Genomic DNA, 15,699 nt, shown 5'->3' with positions numbered 1-15,699 from the left:
AGCTACTTTAGGACGCGAACATAAAATAATTCAGTTGACTATTCTGACTCACCAACGTGATTTGACGTAGAACCACATTTCCAACACATAGTTGGAGAGTGCAATTTTTTTATTAATATAGAAACAATTGAAGCAAGCAAAAAAGGATACCTTCTGATAAAATTAAAGTGACGAAACAATAACTATCGGAGGCATCTTATGTTTAAAGATTATAACATGAATCAAGTCGTTTTGCCGTTAAATTTAGAAGTGAAATTGCAAGAAAATGATATTGCCTATACCATCCATGACTTAGTAGAACAGATACCAGATAAAGCATTTTCTGTTTTCTTACATGAAACAGGTTGCCATGCTTATCATCTACGCATGATGTGGTTAGCACAAGGTTATGAGCCAAGCTATCGTACGATTAACCGCTTTCGAGTCAATCAAGAAGTACAAGAATTGTTACGCCAATGTTTTGTACAATTTCGATGCCAATTGGTGAAAGAAGAGCTAATTGATCAAGAAGCAATTTTTATTGATGGTACTAAGATTGAGACAAATGCCAATAAGTTTACGTTTGTTTGGCGAAAAGCGATTGAAAAATATAGTGCCAAGTTGGTGGAGAAATCGAATCAAATGTACGATGAATTGTTGGTAAAAGAAATTATCCCAGAAATAGAACGTGAAAGTATGGAAGAACTCTCCACCAAAGATTTAGAAAGCGTAGTAGAAAAACTAGAAAAGACGGTTGGAGCATACGATAAAAAAATCGAAGAAAGTGAAAATGTAAGTGAATGGAAACAACTTCGTTCGGAACGCAAAGCCCCAAAACAATATCGCAAACAGTTTGAGGATTATGTAGCACGCAAACAAAAGTCCGAAAAAGATATGGCTATATTCGAAGAACGCAACAGTTATTCCAAGACTGATCATGATGCCACCTTTATGCGAATGAAAGACGATTATATGAAGAATGGGCAATTGAAAGATGGTTACAATGTGCAAATTGTGACGGAAGGGCAATATACACTCGCTTATGATGTATTTCTCAACCCAACCGATGTACGTACATTCACTCCTTTTCTAGATAAAATAGAAGAAAGATTCTTTAAGCTGCCTAAATATATCGTAGCCGACGCAGGCTATACAAAACTTCTCCGCTTGGGTCTTCTTGGATCTTTTCCCCCTCTTTTTTGAACACACACTATTATGCGTAATTTTCGTTACGTTACATCGTTTTTCAATTTTCTCCACCTTTACTCTATAAACATATGACTTGTATGGAGCAGTAACTTATTTTTTCACCCGTATATGATATACTAAATAGGTATATACTATGCGTTTATATCCATATCAGTTCGTTTTTGAGTAAGTATCCATCAACTACATACACAGTTAGTAACGTATATCTACTATGTAACGATGGAAATAAAATAATGAATAGGAGTGGTCAGTTACAGTGTTTAAAGATAATCGCTTTAAAGATTTAACAATGGGCGATTTAAGAAAAGATCTTATTGCAGGGATTACTGTTGGTGTCGTTGCGATCCCTCTTGGAATGGCATTTGCTATTGCCTCTGGAGTTAAGCCTGAATACGGGCTTTATACGACAATTATTGCTGGATTATTAGTTGCCTTATTCGGAGGATCCAGATTTCAAATCGCTGGACCAACTGGAGCATTTATTCCTATCTTACTTGCAATCGTATTACAGTATGGTTATGAAGATCTACTCATTGCAGGATTATTAGCAGGGATCATGCTTGTGATTATGGGGATTTTTAAAGTAGGTAATTCAATTAAATTTATTCCTAGATCGGTAACCATTGGATTCACTTCGGGAATTGCTATTATTATTTTTTCAGGACAATTTGAGAACTTCTTAGGCTTAGACGGAATTGAGAAAAAAGAATACTTTCATGAAAATATGCTGCAAATTATTCGAAATATCTCTACGATTAATATCTATAGTATTCTAGTTGCCTTACTCGGCTTGTTAATCATTATTTTTCTGCCAAAAGTCTTTCCTCATGTGCCCGTTTTACTTGTAGCACTTATCATTCCTACCATCCTAGCGATTTTAATGTTTCCAGGAAAGGTTGCAACAATAGGTAGTGAGTTTGGAGGAATTTCACAATCATTCCCAGAATTTACGATGCCGAAAATTAGTATGGATAAAATAGTGTATCTTTGGCAACCTGCCTTTGTTATTGCAATGCTTGGGGGAATTGAGTCATTATTGTCAGCCGTAGTTTCAGATGGAATGACAGGAAAGAAACATGATTCAAATCGAGAATTGATCGGACAAGGAATTGCTAATATTGTCACACCGTTATTTGGTGGTATACCTGCCACTGGAGCAATTGCCAGAACAGCAACAAATATAAGAGCTGGTGGAGTAAGTCCTTTTTCAGGGATTTTCCAAAGTGTATTTGTCCTGTTAACATTATTGCTCATTGCTCCATATGCGTCCCATGTACCACTTGCAAGCATGGCACCGATTTTAATGGTTGTTGCATTCAATATGAGTGAATATAAATCATTCTGGCATATTTTAAAGCTTAAATCTGGTGACTCGCTTGTACTCGTCACGACTTTTCTGTTAACGGTGTTTGTTAACTTAACGATTGCTGTACCAATTGGGCTAGCACTTGCAATGATATCATTTATTAAAAGAATGAGTGAAGTGTTAAAAGTACAAAAAATTCTTCCAAATACAAGTTTTCTTGATTTAGAAGACGGAAATGAAGATTATCGTTGTCCACAAATAGCGAGCTTCACCATTCACGGTCCGTTGTTCTTCGGAGCGGCTGATAAATTTGAAACGATTATTACTCAATCGATCAATGAGCGACCATCAGTCTTGATCCTAAAAATGCGACATGTTTCAATTATTGATGTAACAGGAGAAGCAAACCTTTCATCGCTTATTTTAGATTTTCAAAGAATGGGTGGTACAGTATTAATCTCAGAAATTGAAGATAATCCGTTTGAAATGTTAGAAATGAGTGGGCTATCTGTAGTAATTGGACAAGAACACTTTTTCAAAACAACGACTGAAGCAATTAATTATGCCTTAACATTAATTAATCCTGAAAATTGCCCAGTTTGTGCAAAGAATGGGTATGACAAATGTCAAACTTTTATTCAATTAGAAGAAAAATCTTAAAGGCCTCTTAACAATGAGGAAACTACAACATAGTGACTCTATGTTATATGATGTTAAGAGTTACTAGATATAGAGTAAGTAATTATAATGACGCTGGAACTTTAATCAGGACTTACTATAAAAACTAATAGAAGAATCATAACTTCAACAAGCAGTTATGATTCTTCTATTTTAACACATTAGTACAGCGCTTTCCTATCCTCTAGTTTTCATTCATATTTAGCTACAATTTTTTTAGTCATTTCTAACAATGTTCTCACATCTTCAGCTTTTGTTTTCCCAGTCTTCTTGTCAATAATAGAAGAATATACATGTGGAATAACTAATGGAACGTTTGATTCTAAGACAATTTCTAAAATAGTTTCAAAGTTTTCTAAGTCAATGCCTCCAGTAGGTTCAAGCGGAAAGCCTTCTTCTCCACAGGCTCTGGCAACAGTCCGGAATTCTTCTTCATGAGCTAACCCTTTCATAGGAAAGTATTTCAAAGAATTAGCCCCCATGTCTTTAACTAAAGCAATTGCCGCTTTTACAGGAACGATCGCAAGTTCTTCCTGTTCCGCACTAATTGGACCAGTGGAGATGTTTACATAACCTTGTTTACCTGCCGGTGATACAAGAGCATTGATCCAAGTATCTTTTTTGCCAAGGTTCACGCGTGTTGCCGCTACGGATGGAAAAATTTGATTAATATGCGCACCATCATAATGCTTTGCAATTTCTACCACAGCTTTCGCTTGGCGATTATCTCCTCCACCAAGCCCTAGAGAAACCGCATCGTCAATCTCTCGGCCATATTCCTTCATCGCAATAACTGCCTCTTCAACTGTCGGGTAATCTTTAGATAATACACCTACGACAACATTACCTTCTGCTGCATCAAACACTTCCTTCGCATTTTCCACACTATTTGCTAGAACATTAAGACAAACCCTATTTTTATAAAAATGTTTTTTTATTGCTGACATTTCAATTTCCTCCTAAAATAGATTTCAAACGAGTCAAAATGAAATCTATATCGTCACCTTGAAGCGGTCGTGGATCAATATCAAAAAATCCTTGACTTACCCCATAATCACGTGTGTAAATAGCAACATTACCTGTTTTTAAATATCCCACTACCGCTTTTGCACTAATACCAGTGATAGTAGCATCTATATGAACACGTGCCCTGTAAATAGAACGACCAGCTTCATCTTGAACAATTTCAATTTTTACTCCCTCCAGTTCATTTAAAGGAAGTAATACATTTAAACATGCTTTTTCTTGGTCACTTGTATCTTCTTTTTCAAAATACTCATCAAGTGCTTGTAATAAACCAAACACTGTTTCTTTACCGACCTTCATACTTCGTCCTATAAAGTTAAACTGTGATTTCACCATGCCAATATAATTACTTTTACCTGCAACAATACCTGACGTAGGTCCTTCAATTGCTTTCGAACCACTATAAATGACTAAATCAGAAATAGCAGGATATTTTTTCAAATCTTCTTCCGCAGCTGCATCTACAATAAGTGGAATACCGTAGGATGATGCAACCTCCCATGCTTCTTCAACTGAAATTATATTTTTTTGTACAGCATGATGCGATTTTACATATAAAATTGCTGCTGTGTTTTCATTTATTGCTTCTGCTATATCCTCTGCTTTTCCTTCATTTGCATATCCGACTTCAACCAATTCCCCACCACCAAGGTAAACCATTGTTTCAATCGGCGCACCATATTGAACGTTATGTCCTTTGAATAGAATTATTTGATTTTTAGCAATGTCTACTTGATGTAGTTTTTCACTTTTTCTTATATTGCCTTCCGTGATGATCCCAGAAATCGATAGAGCAATACCACTTGATGCAGCGTTCACCACAACCGCAGATTCAGATCCCAGCTTTTTTGCAACATAAGCTCCGGCTTTATCAACTAGATCACTCATTTCTATATATTGCTGCCCACCTATTTTCATTGCTTTCATAACTGTATCCGTTTGTGTTGATACACCTAAGATACTCATTCTACCACTTGTATTAATAACTCTTTTTAGACCATATTTCTTATTTAAATCACTTTCCACCTGTAATCAACCCTTCATTGAATTATTAACATACAAGAAACCGATAGAAGTAACTGAATTAATTCGTACATTAAGATGGAGAAAATACGCTATACAAGAGCAATGCACTCACTTACATCAGACAAGATTAAATATGAATGAGGTAATGTCTCCATCTCATTTTATTATAATGTTGCTGAAGCTTCGTACAAAGCCTCAGCAATTCGTTCATTAAAAGAGAAGGAACTAGTGTGATCATTTTTCACTTGCATCTATCACTATATTAATTTCATTTGTTTCATAAATTGATCTCATTATACTATCTTATTATAATGGGAAGAATGCCCCAAGTGCTATGGCACCTAGAATTGCTCCACCTGCTACAGGTTTGCCCCAAAGATAGAATAAAGCACCACCAATTATAGAGCCTATACCTATTGGGATAGAAGCGGTTGCTGCAGAGATTATGATTAGCGGTCCAAGGAAACGTCCGGCAGAATTACCAGCACCCATCATAATATCGCTACCAAAGGTTGAGTTAGCTTGGCCAACTGTGAATTTTTTAATTCCGATAACGATAGCACCTATCAGTAAACCAATTAATAGACCTACAATTAACGATAAAATAAAATTTTCAATAGGAGCAACAATGCCGGCACCAAGTAATAATGCAGGAATTCCAATTCCAACACCTGTCATTATTGAACCACCGATATCAAGTACCCCAACAAGTCCGCCTTCTAAAATACGAGCAAACAAGAAGCTTGCACCAAATGCAGCAGCTGCTCCATAACCAGATCCCTGGAGACCAGCCTCTAGTAAAGCAACGATCGCTACTTCATTGAATGCCCCAACTTTATATACATAGTACATATGGGTTCCAGCGAAAACTCCAGCTGATAAAAGTGCTACAAAAATAGGAAATGACCAATCAGCATACCAAAAATTCTTTTTATACATTTCATCCGTTATTGCATTATTTGACATTGAACTTCCTCCTTAATTAGGGTTAATTAGGTTATGAAGTGACTCTAACCATCCTGGTACTGATAAATTCAGACTTTCAAATAATTCGATATCCATTCCTCTGAAGAATGCGCTTAAAGTAAATAGAATAATGATAGAGACCATTAATATTTTTGTAACTTTATTCCAACCACTATCATCTACACCTTTACCAATTAAAATTCCTAGAACAACTCCGGGCACAGCATTCCCCATAATAATGTGGGCTAGTCCACCGAAAATTGTTCCCCAAAACCCTGAGCGTTTTCCCGCATCAAGCGCGGCTAACCAAAAGATAACCGGCATCGCTAAATTAATTAACCAATCGGCAGCAGGTGCTAAAACTTCCAATGCGACATCACGCAGTCCACTAGGAATGGAAGCCGTAGTTACGCTTAAGAATGCTACAGTAACTGCACCAATAATCGCACCTGCAAAAGCCATCTTTCTTGGATCATGCATCGTATTCTCCACTTTTTTACCTTTACCTAATAAAGCGGCAGCCGACCAGTTTGGAATAATACGGTGTGCCACATCTTGTGTATATGCTCCTGCTCCAACTACTGATGCCCAAGCGTTGAAGAAAAAACCTAGACCAAAAGAGAAATGCGAAGCGCGATCCCCCATACATGCATTCATTTCGCCAAGTGTACGAAACGCACCAAGTGATTGTGCTTTCGGTGCGTGAAACATTCTTGCAGCCCCTGCCCCTAATGGAAAACCAATAGCGGAACCAATGATTAATGATTTAATTAAAATGATTACTATTTCACCCATTATTTTTCCTCCTTATTAAGGATATTATTTCTTTTTCGTCCAGTTCATTTGATTAACATCTAATGTTTTTAAACTTACATGAACATTTAACGTAACAACACATTTCATCTTTTTTCTCGGCAAAAAGAAGAACATAAATCTCTCTGTATACTCTTCAACACTTGTTTCGACCACTTCGATTTCCACAGGTTCTGCTTTAATAATTAGTTGATCTAAATCTGCAAATAGCTTCTTTTGAATGGTACTCAAAGCCTGAGAAACTGCCTCTTCTTTTGTATTGCCTTTACCTGATACAGTTACTATCGTTTCTTTAGTTTCCATCATGAATCATTACTCTCCATACTGTTGTTTATAAGCTTCAACAATTCGCTTACCTAACTCTTCAACATCATTAAAACCGAATCCAAGGACTTTATATCCCTCTCGAATAGCAGTGACCCCCTCATCAATTGACCGCATGCCATGTTTCGCTTTATATCCGTATTTTGTTTGTGCAGTAATCGCACCGGCACCACCACTGCCACAAAATGATATACCAATATCTGCATTCACCTTGTTCATTTCATCACCGAGCTTCATATCCGCTCCAATACCTGGCACAACAATTCCCTCTCCTCCTGCAGCAACCACTCCGCGAGCAACATTTTGACCTTTACCTAACCTGTCTGCAATAACAACTTTTACCATAAAAATCTCTCCTTCAATTAATTTAATTTAACTACCTCAAAATGAACTGCTAATAAATAAGACTCCTCGTCTGAGATGTTTTTTAATTGATCAACAATACGCTTAGCTATTTTGATAGAGTCACTTGCAATCTCACTAAAAATTTGTTTATCTTCAATAGTTATCTGTTTATGAACATTATCTCGTTTGATCATCTCTGTTAAATGATTTAGTAATGCTTTCTTTTGATACAATTCAATCGTGTATCCCTTTTCTTTTATATAGTTTAAGGATTCTATGAAAAGTTTCTCACACAATTCCGGTCTACCACTGTCCTGATAATACTGATCCATATCTAGATATTCCATAATTTACTCCCTGTTAAATACTAATTTTCCATTTTTCCATGTTGCATAAGGTACTAAATGCTCAGTTACCGTCATTACTTCACCGTGTGAATCGTATAAATCCACAGGGTCATGATCTATTTCAAAAATTGTAATATCCGCATTGCTCCCTCGTTTCAATGAGCCATGATGTGCTAATGATAGAATTGTAGCCGGGAAAATTGTTACTGATTCTACTAATTGCTCTAAACTATAGCCAATGGCTAATAGTTTACTCATCGTATCCATTAAGCTACCTACCGGCTTTTCAAAATTTTCATCATATACATCTGTGCTAATCGTGAATGGATACTCATATTTTTCTTTAAACCTTTTAATCGTTTCATAAGAAAAACTTGCTGTCCCATGACCAACATCTAATTTCACACCACGTGCTAATGCATCACTTGCCTCTTTGATTAAATTACCTTCTTCATCTAAAATCCCACCCTTTTTCCCATGAAAAGCGTGAGTAACGATATCCCCATGCTTCAATAATGGAAGAATTTCCGTTAGAGGAGGTGGAGGTGATCCAATATGAACCATAATCGGTACATCAGTTTGATCTGCCAGTTTGCGTGCATATTCTAAAGGCTTAATCCCTTGATCCCCTACAATTGATTGACTCATTCTTGCCTTCAAGCCGACAATCGATTGTTCATTTTTATAAATTTCTTCCCATACTTCAGTTTCCATCAACTTATCTAGTGTATTTAACTCCTTTAACCCTCCAACAAGACCAGAGCTAGAAACATTTAAAAAAGTCAGTACCTCCGTAACACTGTTACGAATAATATCTTCCTTGAACTTAACAAAATCGTTCGATCCCGTACTTCCAGCATCAACAATCGTAGTAACTCCTTGCTCAATCCCAACCTTATCAGCATTTATTCCAATCTTCGCGTGGTTTTCAAAAACATGAACATGCAAGTCAATGAAACCGGGAGCAACATACTTTCCTGCCATATCCCATTGTGATACAACATCATTCGGACCAATGTCTTGTTTCGAAATAATCTTTCCATCTTGAATATAGACAGTATCACTTTTAAATACTTTCTTATTCACATCAAAGACTTGGCCATTCATTATTGCTATAACTTCACTCATCTTTACTTTTCTCCTTTTTCGATATAGAATAGGATTGCTTTTTTTTCATCTGGACTCGCATTAATATTATACTTACAAAATAATTCATCTATCTTATGGTAATCATCTGTTCTACTAAATGATGTATTCACAAGATAATCATATTCCATGCCGAAACGTAAACGGTGTACCATAAAAAAGATGTGCATTAAAAATGCATCTTCCATTCTTTCTTTAATTCTTCCTTTAAATGCTTCTTTTAGTGAAACGTATAATTCCATCGATTTAATAATGATATCTCTAGATATCACTTCCGGATCATTCGATTCTTCTGAACTAGGAGCTGCGCTATAAACTGGTATATATTCGCCACCCGATAATTTAAACACTTGTTTCTTTACTTCTTCAATATTCTTTTGTGTTGGAACGGATTCAACCCAAACAGTCGGTATATCGATATGAATTGGAAAAACGCTTATGACTAAGTCAAACTTTTGCTTATGAATAACTTCTTCAACCTCATCCATCCCACAATACTGCACAACTCTTACTTGAGGAATCTCCTTTTCGAGACGATTCTTGACGACTCTTGCCACACCTCGTCCGCTAGCACAAACATAGAGCGCTTTCAAAAGTTTCGAATAAGAAAATGTCGTTTCTAATGACACGAGAAAGTGAAGTGCAATAAATGAACTAATCATTTCACTGGGTACGTTTTGCCTTCCAAATAAATACTTCTCACAAGCATTCCTTACATATTGAACTAACAACGGATGATCAGCCTTTAAAGATTCCATAAATGGATTTTTTTCTAATAACACTGCATGTTCTTCAGTAAAACGGCTGGATAGATGTACAAGTAAATTACTATGTAACTTACTATCTTCATAAAACGGTATAGATAGATTCTCGCTAACATAGCTAATAATATTATTGGTTAATTCGATAACACTGTCCACTTCATTGTTATGAAGTGCATTACGATATATATAATGGAATTCTGATGTATCGACCTCACAGCCAGCAGTTTGAAAAACATTTTCGGTAACGTTATATGCATAAGACGAAAACTTTGTACAAGAAAGGTCCATATAGCCGTTCCATTTTTGCCCCTTATTTTGTATTCGATTTCCTTTTCGTATCCTAGATAAAGCAATAAATAAGCGAATAAATAACGTTAAATATTCAATCGTTGTTGGTTTGTACCCAATATTATTGTCGTCATATCTGCTGAGTTCCTCACTGACCAACTCTACTGTATAGCTCATGTCATTTGACAATTCTAATAAATCACTTTTGAGATGCTTATAACTATCCTTTTTTCTTTGCTCATCGATCATGATCGTACGAGTCAATAAAGATTCTGTATATTGACGGATATCTACTTCACTACCAATCATGGCATACCCTTTTCTTGGATATCTTGATAAATGCAAGTCATTCTCATCGAGTAATTTATCGACTCTCTTTATATCTTTGTAAACTGTGTTTATACTGACTAATAATTGATTAGCTAGATAATCTGCAGTAATGTACTTATCAGGATGTAGGCTTAATAATAAAATAATGCGTTTTACCCTTCCTTCCACACCCCAAATATCATCATCTACAGGCTCCATCAATATTTTTTGATGTACTTCAAGCTTTTCCTTTTCCTCAAGTTCGCCCAGCCACACTCCTTTGTTTGGTTTAGAATAAACGGTGATGTTTCTCGTCTCTAACCATGACTTAAGTTTCTTAATATCTGACTTTATCGTCCTAATAGATACTGAAAACTTACAAGCTAAGTCCTTAATAAGAATTGGATTATCCTCATTAATAAAAATGGTAACGATTTCTTTTTGTCGTTTTGTTAACAAAAGACTCACTCCCTCAAGTCTTAAGTATATTATAGGATGATTCATTTGTGTGATACAGACCAATTTAGTTCACTAAGATAGGGAAATTAACAGGAGTGAAGGATTAGGAAGAGGATCATTGTTGCAGTCATTCATTAATAATAGAAAACTCGGTATTAAACGGGAAAAAATTAAACAACTACCTGCTAAAGCAAGCAGTCGTTTAATAAAAAAGATAGGAAAATGAGGATAACACTACCTCATTCTAATTTTACCCTCTATAACGTAAATAATAAGACTACCATCATGATCATTTATATAACCAGCGCATTTCTGTTGTCAAGTTTTGATGTATCTTGAGCTGTAGATGACGATTCGTTTTATTTAAACAACGATGAAGTACTATAATATAATAATTTTCATAGCAAATTACGTTGCAATTATTGTAAATATTTTAACTCTATTAGGAATTATTGTGACTTTATGTCTAGTTACCACTTTTAAACAATGAATATTTTTGCCCTTTACTTTTATAATTACTTTAAATAAAATAACACTATAATGTTATAAAAATTATAACGTTATAATAACTATTGAAGGGAGAAAAGAGAGCAACTACGACTATACTGCATGTGAATAGTATTTAAAATTGAAAGGATGATTTAGTTGGAACTACAGACAATGAAGTTTAAACCTATTTATCTATTTTTTAGTATTTTAGCAGTAATGATGGCACTTTCTTTCGGATTTAGTATGAAAGTATCTGCACATGGCTATGTAAATAGTCCAGAAAGTAGATCTGTTTTATGTCAACAAGGAATTAACAATGATTGTGGTGGAGTTACTTATGAACCACAAAGTGTTGAAGGTCCTGGTAATTTCCCTGAAGCTGGTGTAGCTGATGGACAAATCGCTAGTGGTGGAGGCGTTTTTCCAAAACTAGATGAACAAAGCGAGAATCGTTGGGCAAAAGTTCCAATGTCGAGTGGTGCTTACACTTTTAACTGGAAATTGACAGCAGCACACGCTACTGAAAATTGGGATTATTATATTACGAAAGAAAATTGGGATCCTAATCAGCCATTAAAGAGATCTGATCTTGAACTATTTTGTTCTGTTAATGACGGTGGAAAACGACCTGATTTTAACGTATCACACGATTGTGTTGTCCCTCAACGTACTGGGTACCATGTTATCCTAGCTTATTGGGAAGTTGCTGATACTGCTAACGCTTTTTACCAAGTGATCGATGCCAATTTTGATGGTGGATTTATCGAGCCAGGTAATCCGGGTGAGCCAGAGAACCCAGGTGAACCAAGTAATCCGGGTGAGCCAGAGAACCCAGGCGAACCAAGTAATCCAGGCGAGCCAGAGAACCCAGGTGAACCAAGTAATCCAGGTGAGCAAGAACCAGCTTGGGATGCAACAAAAGTTTATCAAGGAAAAGATAGAGTAACGTATAACGGTAAAACATACCAAGCAAAATGGTGGACACAGGGAGATACACCAGGAGAAGCTAGCGTTTGGTCTCCTATTTCGGAAGGAAATGAGAAAATATTAGACTGGAATGCAAATACTGTCTATAAAAATGGTGATTTAATTTTATATGATGGTAAAACATATCAAGCAAAATGGTGGACAGAAGGAGATACACCAGGAGTTGCTGATGTTTGGCAGCTTTCATAAATAAAGAAAATCTCTAAGTAATAGATTCTTATTATCATACGTTTCATAAGAAGGCCTCTTTCTATATGTATTTGCCCTAGTAAGCATACATTTTATGATAGAGGCCCTTTTTTTTACTAGTAAATTATCATTTCATACAAACTATGACACGTCTTCAGCCTTTCTATCAACTAAATTCTATTTCATTTTTCTCTCTGTTATCTTTCCAGTAAAAATAATATTTCACAGGATTGGTAGCTTCCAAAATCACTGAAAAAATTTATTATATTAAACTTCCGTTACCCTTATTCATCAAATCTTTAACACATACTATTACATACACATGTGTTAAAGATTATAATAATCCCCAAAAGGAATGGAGATAGACACCGCAAACCTTTTGGGATTTAGGGAATACTTTCACAAAAAGGATTAAAGTAGATTTAATAAAAATGCTATTTCATCATTTGAAGATGAGACCGATTTATATTAACTATTTATCTAGGCATTTTGAAGTGTCTTTGTAAATGTTCAACTACTTGGAATACGATTCACCACGTTGAAGTTACAACGCTAAGTGCTTCGTTCATTCTTTTACGTATATCTTATATTCATCTAAGTTCATTTCTAATTTTGTCTTTCCATCTTTTATTATTTTCGATTGCACTGTTTCTTCATCGTAGATATACCTCTACAATTATTATCAGCCACAATCTCAGTTCGCGTTTTCTTTAGGAATTGGGAATTGAATTTAATATTTTCCCTACTGATTTTACCCCCTCTCGATTCTTTTTAAGAATATATGCTACATCCCCAATCATTAGCATAAGTGCCAATAAAAAGTTTAACCAAATGATTTTATCCTTCTGTAATATAATTCGAAGGATGTTGTATCATATAGCATCAAACCAACCAAAAGTGCAAAGCATATCATTTTGGATCGTTATGCTCCCATACAAAAGGAAAACCAAATAGCCCATAGTATGAAAATCCATTCGATCCTTTTGCGACACATTCAATACATATTCCAGCTTTCATAACTATGTTATTATCAACTTTCTGATTATCGCCTCTCAAATATAGACAAAATAATATACTATGTACTAATAATCAATAAGGTATCTACAAACGCATGACATCCTATATGATTAGTGCCCGTGCCTAAAGTTAGAACTGTTTTTCATATAAGATTGACATTTGACAAATCACCTACTAACATATTAGACATCTAACATATTAGTAGGTGATTTTTTGTCTTTACATGAACAGGTTAAACGTATTAATGAAGCAGAATATACCATAAACCGTTTGATATACAAACATTATAAGCATTATTTAAATAGTGGCATTACAACACAGCAAGCGGTTGTATTAGATATTGTATACTTATCAAAGCGCATTACGGTTGGTGAAATTGCAATTGAAATGAGTATTAGCTCTAGTGCAGTTAGCCAATTAATAGCAAAATTAGAGCATAACAAGTATATTAAACGAGAAATTAATCTACAAAACCGACGTGAAGTATTAATCACATTAGACCAAAATGGATTGGAGTATTTTTCTAAGCAAGATTATGTTGAACAGCAAATTGCAGATAAAATTTACAGCAAGCTTTCGTCAAATGAGTTAGACAAATTGGAACAAATTGTTGAAAAATTGAGGAAGGTCGCAGTCAAGGAATTATAAAATTCCTTCATGCTCAATATGTTAGATATCTTATTTGTTAAGGGGGTTAATAAGTGAGAGATTTACTTAAAAATATTTTTTTTAATGGCGCAGTGTATTGTGAAAAACACGGACGAATGAAGCAGTATTATCTTGGTTATCAAAATATCTCAGAGCAACATCTTATTACTGAACATACACAATTTAATCTTGCGTCGTTGAGTAAAATGTATACAGCGGTAATGATTTTTCAGCTAATTGAAAGCGGTCAGCTACAATTAGAAGATAAAATAACAAATTGGTTTAACGTTCCTCATTTCACAAATGTGACAGTTGCACACTTACTTACACACACATCTGGTATCCCAGAATATATTTCAGAAGATTTTACAATTAGTGTTGAAACATTTGTCGAAGCATCATTGCCGCAATATACGCCAAATGAGCATTGGTCTTATAGTAATACCAATTATGTTTTACTTGCAAAAATTATTGAAAAAGTCACTGGCTCATCGTATGAACAATATTTACAACAATATATTGCAAAACCAGCACATCTCACTAGTACAACAACAATGCCTACAAAACAATGTAAAGCCCAAAATCATACGTATGATTTTGAGGAACAACGATATAAAAAGGCAGCTAATGCCTCATATTTAAGTAAATTTGAAAAATATAATAATATGTATGGTGACGGAGGTATTTATGCAACAGTTGCAGATGTTGCAAAGTTTTTGCATGCTTTTTTGCAAGGTCAGTACATAAGCAAAGAAATCGTACAATCCATGATAACACCAACAGAAGCTACTGAGTATTATAGTTACGGTTTTATGATTCAAGATAACTGGGTTGGTCATACAGGAGGGTGGATTGGTTGTTCAGCACAAGCTTTTATTCATACCTCCACAAAAGATATTGTTGTATTAGCAACGAATCAAGAAGTGTTTCCGCAATATGAACAAGAAATTATCAATTATTTAATGGGAATGCAATATTCTGTAGAAATACCAAAGTATATAGATATTTTATCGCTCTCTAATGAGGATGATATTACAGGTCAATATGAATTAGCAGATGAACTTAGTACAAGATTTACGATCATAAAAGATAAACAATTTATGATTTTATTTGAACATCAGCTATCTGTACCACTTTATAAAATAGATGCGTTATATTATTGGGTGCGCAATACGATGAGCTATGTAGATGTTGAGAATCAATTGTTTATCGATGAAGGTGTTAAAATACCTTATAAAAAAGTCAATTAATAATATAGTCAAAAAAGTTGCACCTGTATGACGATCTAATAAAGATGTAACCGTCAAGTTAAATTGAACAATTCTCAGAATAAGTGTTTTAATAAGCATGTCTCAAAACAATTGCGTCATTTGTGAAATAAGTT

13 protein-coding genes and 1 pseudogene are annotated in these 15,699 nt (G+C 35.0%); 5 read left to right on the top strand and 9 right to left on the bottom strand.

Translation table 11 applies throughout. The features are described 5' to 3' along the window. Positions 1-198: 198 nt before the first annotated feature. Both ACH6CY_RS11340 and ACH6CY_RS11335 read left to right on the top strand, forming a co-directional pair. Positions 199-1,131: pseudogene (locus tag ACH6CY_RS11340) on the top strand (transposase); the annotation flags it as partial. A gap of 313 nt (positions 1,132-1,444) precedes the next feature. After that, entirely contained in the window at positions 1,445-3,154 is a 1,710-nt protein-coding gene (locus ACH6CY_RS11335) for a SulP family inorganic anion transporter (protein ID WP_374067441.1), read from the top strand. A gap of 209 nt (positions 3,155-3,363) precedes the next feature. On the opposite strand, the gene dagF is transcribed toward ACH6CY_RS11335, so the two are convergent. The 9 genes from dagF to ACH6CY_RS11290 form a co-directional block, all read right to left on the bottom strand. Continuing rightward, positions 3,364-4,119 carry a 2-dehydro-3-deoxy-phosphogluconate aldolase gene (dagF, locus tag ACH6CY_RS11330; protein WP_374067440.1) on the bottom strand — a complete coding sequence of 252 codons (756 nt, stop codon included), beginning with the start codon at positions 4,117-4,119 and terminating at the stop codon, positions 3,364-3,366. Position 4,120: 1 nt separating this feature from the next. Continuing rightward, positions 4,121-5,224 carry a DgaE family pyridoxal phosphate-dependent ammonia lyase gene (locus ACH6CY_RS11325; protein WP_374067439.1) on the bottom strand — a complete coding sequence of 368 codons (1,104 nt, stop codon included), beginning with the start codon at positions 5,222-5,224 and terminating at the stop codon, positions 4,121-4,123. A gap of 306 nt (positions 5,225-5,530) precedes the next feature. Then, a complete protein-coding gene (locus ACH6CY_RS11320; RefSeq protein ID WP_374067438.1) occupies positions 5,531-6,190 on the bottom strand; it encodes a DUF4310 family protein in 660 nt (219 codons plus the stop codon). A 12-nt stretch (positions 6,191-6,202) separates the two neighbouring features. Next, positions 6,203-6,985 carry a DUF4311 domain-containing protein gene (locus tag ACH6CY_RS11315; RefSeq protein ID WP_374067437.1) on the bottom strand — a complete coding sequence of 261 codons (783 nt, stop codon included), beginning with the start codon at positions 6,983-6,985 and terminating at the stop codon, positions 6,203-6,205. 24 nt (positions 6,986-7,009) lie between these two features. Continuing rightward, complete coding sequence (locus ACH6CY_RS11310) at positions 7,010-7,309, bottom strand: DUF4312 family protein (protein WP_374067436.1); 300 nt, start codon at positions 7,307-7,309, stop codon at positions 7,010-7,012. A gap of 6 nt (positions 7,310-7,315) precedes the next feature. Beyond that, positions 7,316-7,678, bottom strand: coding sequence for an SFCGS family glycine-rich protein (locus tag ACH6CY_RS11305; protein ID WP_374067445.1), 363 nt, complete (start codon positions 7,676-7,678; stop codon positions 7,316-7,318). Positions 7,679-7,689: 11 nt separating this feature from the next. Continuing rightward, entirely contained in the window at positions 7,690-8,019 is a 330-nt protein-coding gene (locus tag ACH6CY_RS11300) for a PRD domain-containing protein (RefSeq protein WP_374067435.1), read from the bottom strand. 3 nt (positions 8,020-8,022) lie between these two features. After that, a complete protein-coding gene (locus ACH6CY_RS11295) occupies positions 8,023-9,147 on the bottom strand; it encodes an amidohydrolase/deacetylase family metallohydrolase (RefSeq protein ID WP_374067434.1) in 1,125 nt (374 codons plus the stop codon). 2 nt (positions 9,148-9,149) lie between these two features. Then, positions 9,150-10,985 (bottom strand): BglG family transcription antiterminator, encoded by a 1,836-nt coding sequence (locus ACH6CY_RS11290; RefSeq protein ID WP_374067433.1) that lies wholly within the window; start codon positions 10,983-10,985, stop codon positions 9,150-9,152. 705 nt (positions 10,986-11,690) lie between these two features. On the opposite strand from ACH6CY_RS11290, the gene ACH6CY_RS11285 reads away from it, so the two are divergent. The 3 genes from ACH6CY_RS11285 (at position 11,691) to ACH6CY_RS11275 (ending at position 15,565) form a co-directional block, all read left to right on the top strand. Beyond that, positions 11,691-12,650 (top strand): lytic polysaccharide monooxygenase, encoded by a 960-nt coding sequence (locus ACH6CY_RS11285; RefSeq protein ID WP_374067444.1) that lies wholly within the window; start codon positions 11,691-11,693, stop codon positions 12,648-12,650. A 1,230-nt stretch (positions 12,651-13,880) separates the two neighbouring features. After that, complete coding sequence (locus ACH6CY_RS11280; protein ID WP_374067432.1) at positions 13,881-14,315, top strand: MarR family winged helix-turn-helix transcriptional regulator; 435 nt, start codon at positions 13,881-13,883, stop codon at positions 14,313-14,315. 53 nt (positions 14,316-14,368) lie between these two features. Continuing rightward, complete coding sequence (locus tag ACH6CY_RS11275; RefSeq protein ID WP_374067431.1) at positions 14,369-15,565, top strand: serine hydrolase domain-containing protein; 1,197 nt, start codon at positions 14,369-14,371, stop codon at positions 15,563-15,565. Positions 15,566-15,699 lie beyond the last annotated feature (134 nt).

The sequence above is a fragment of the Paraliobacillus sp. JSM ZJ581 genome (assembly GCF_044383835.1).
Classification (GTDB): Bacteria; Bacillota; Bacilli; order Bacillales; family Amphibacillaceae; genus Paraliobacillus.
Note: the sequence above shows the minus strand (reverse complement) of the source record. Positions and strands in the feature narration are given on the sequence as shown.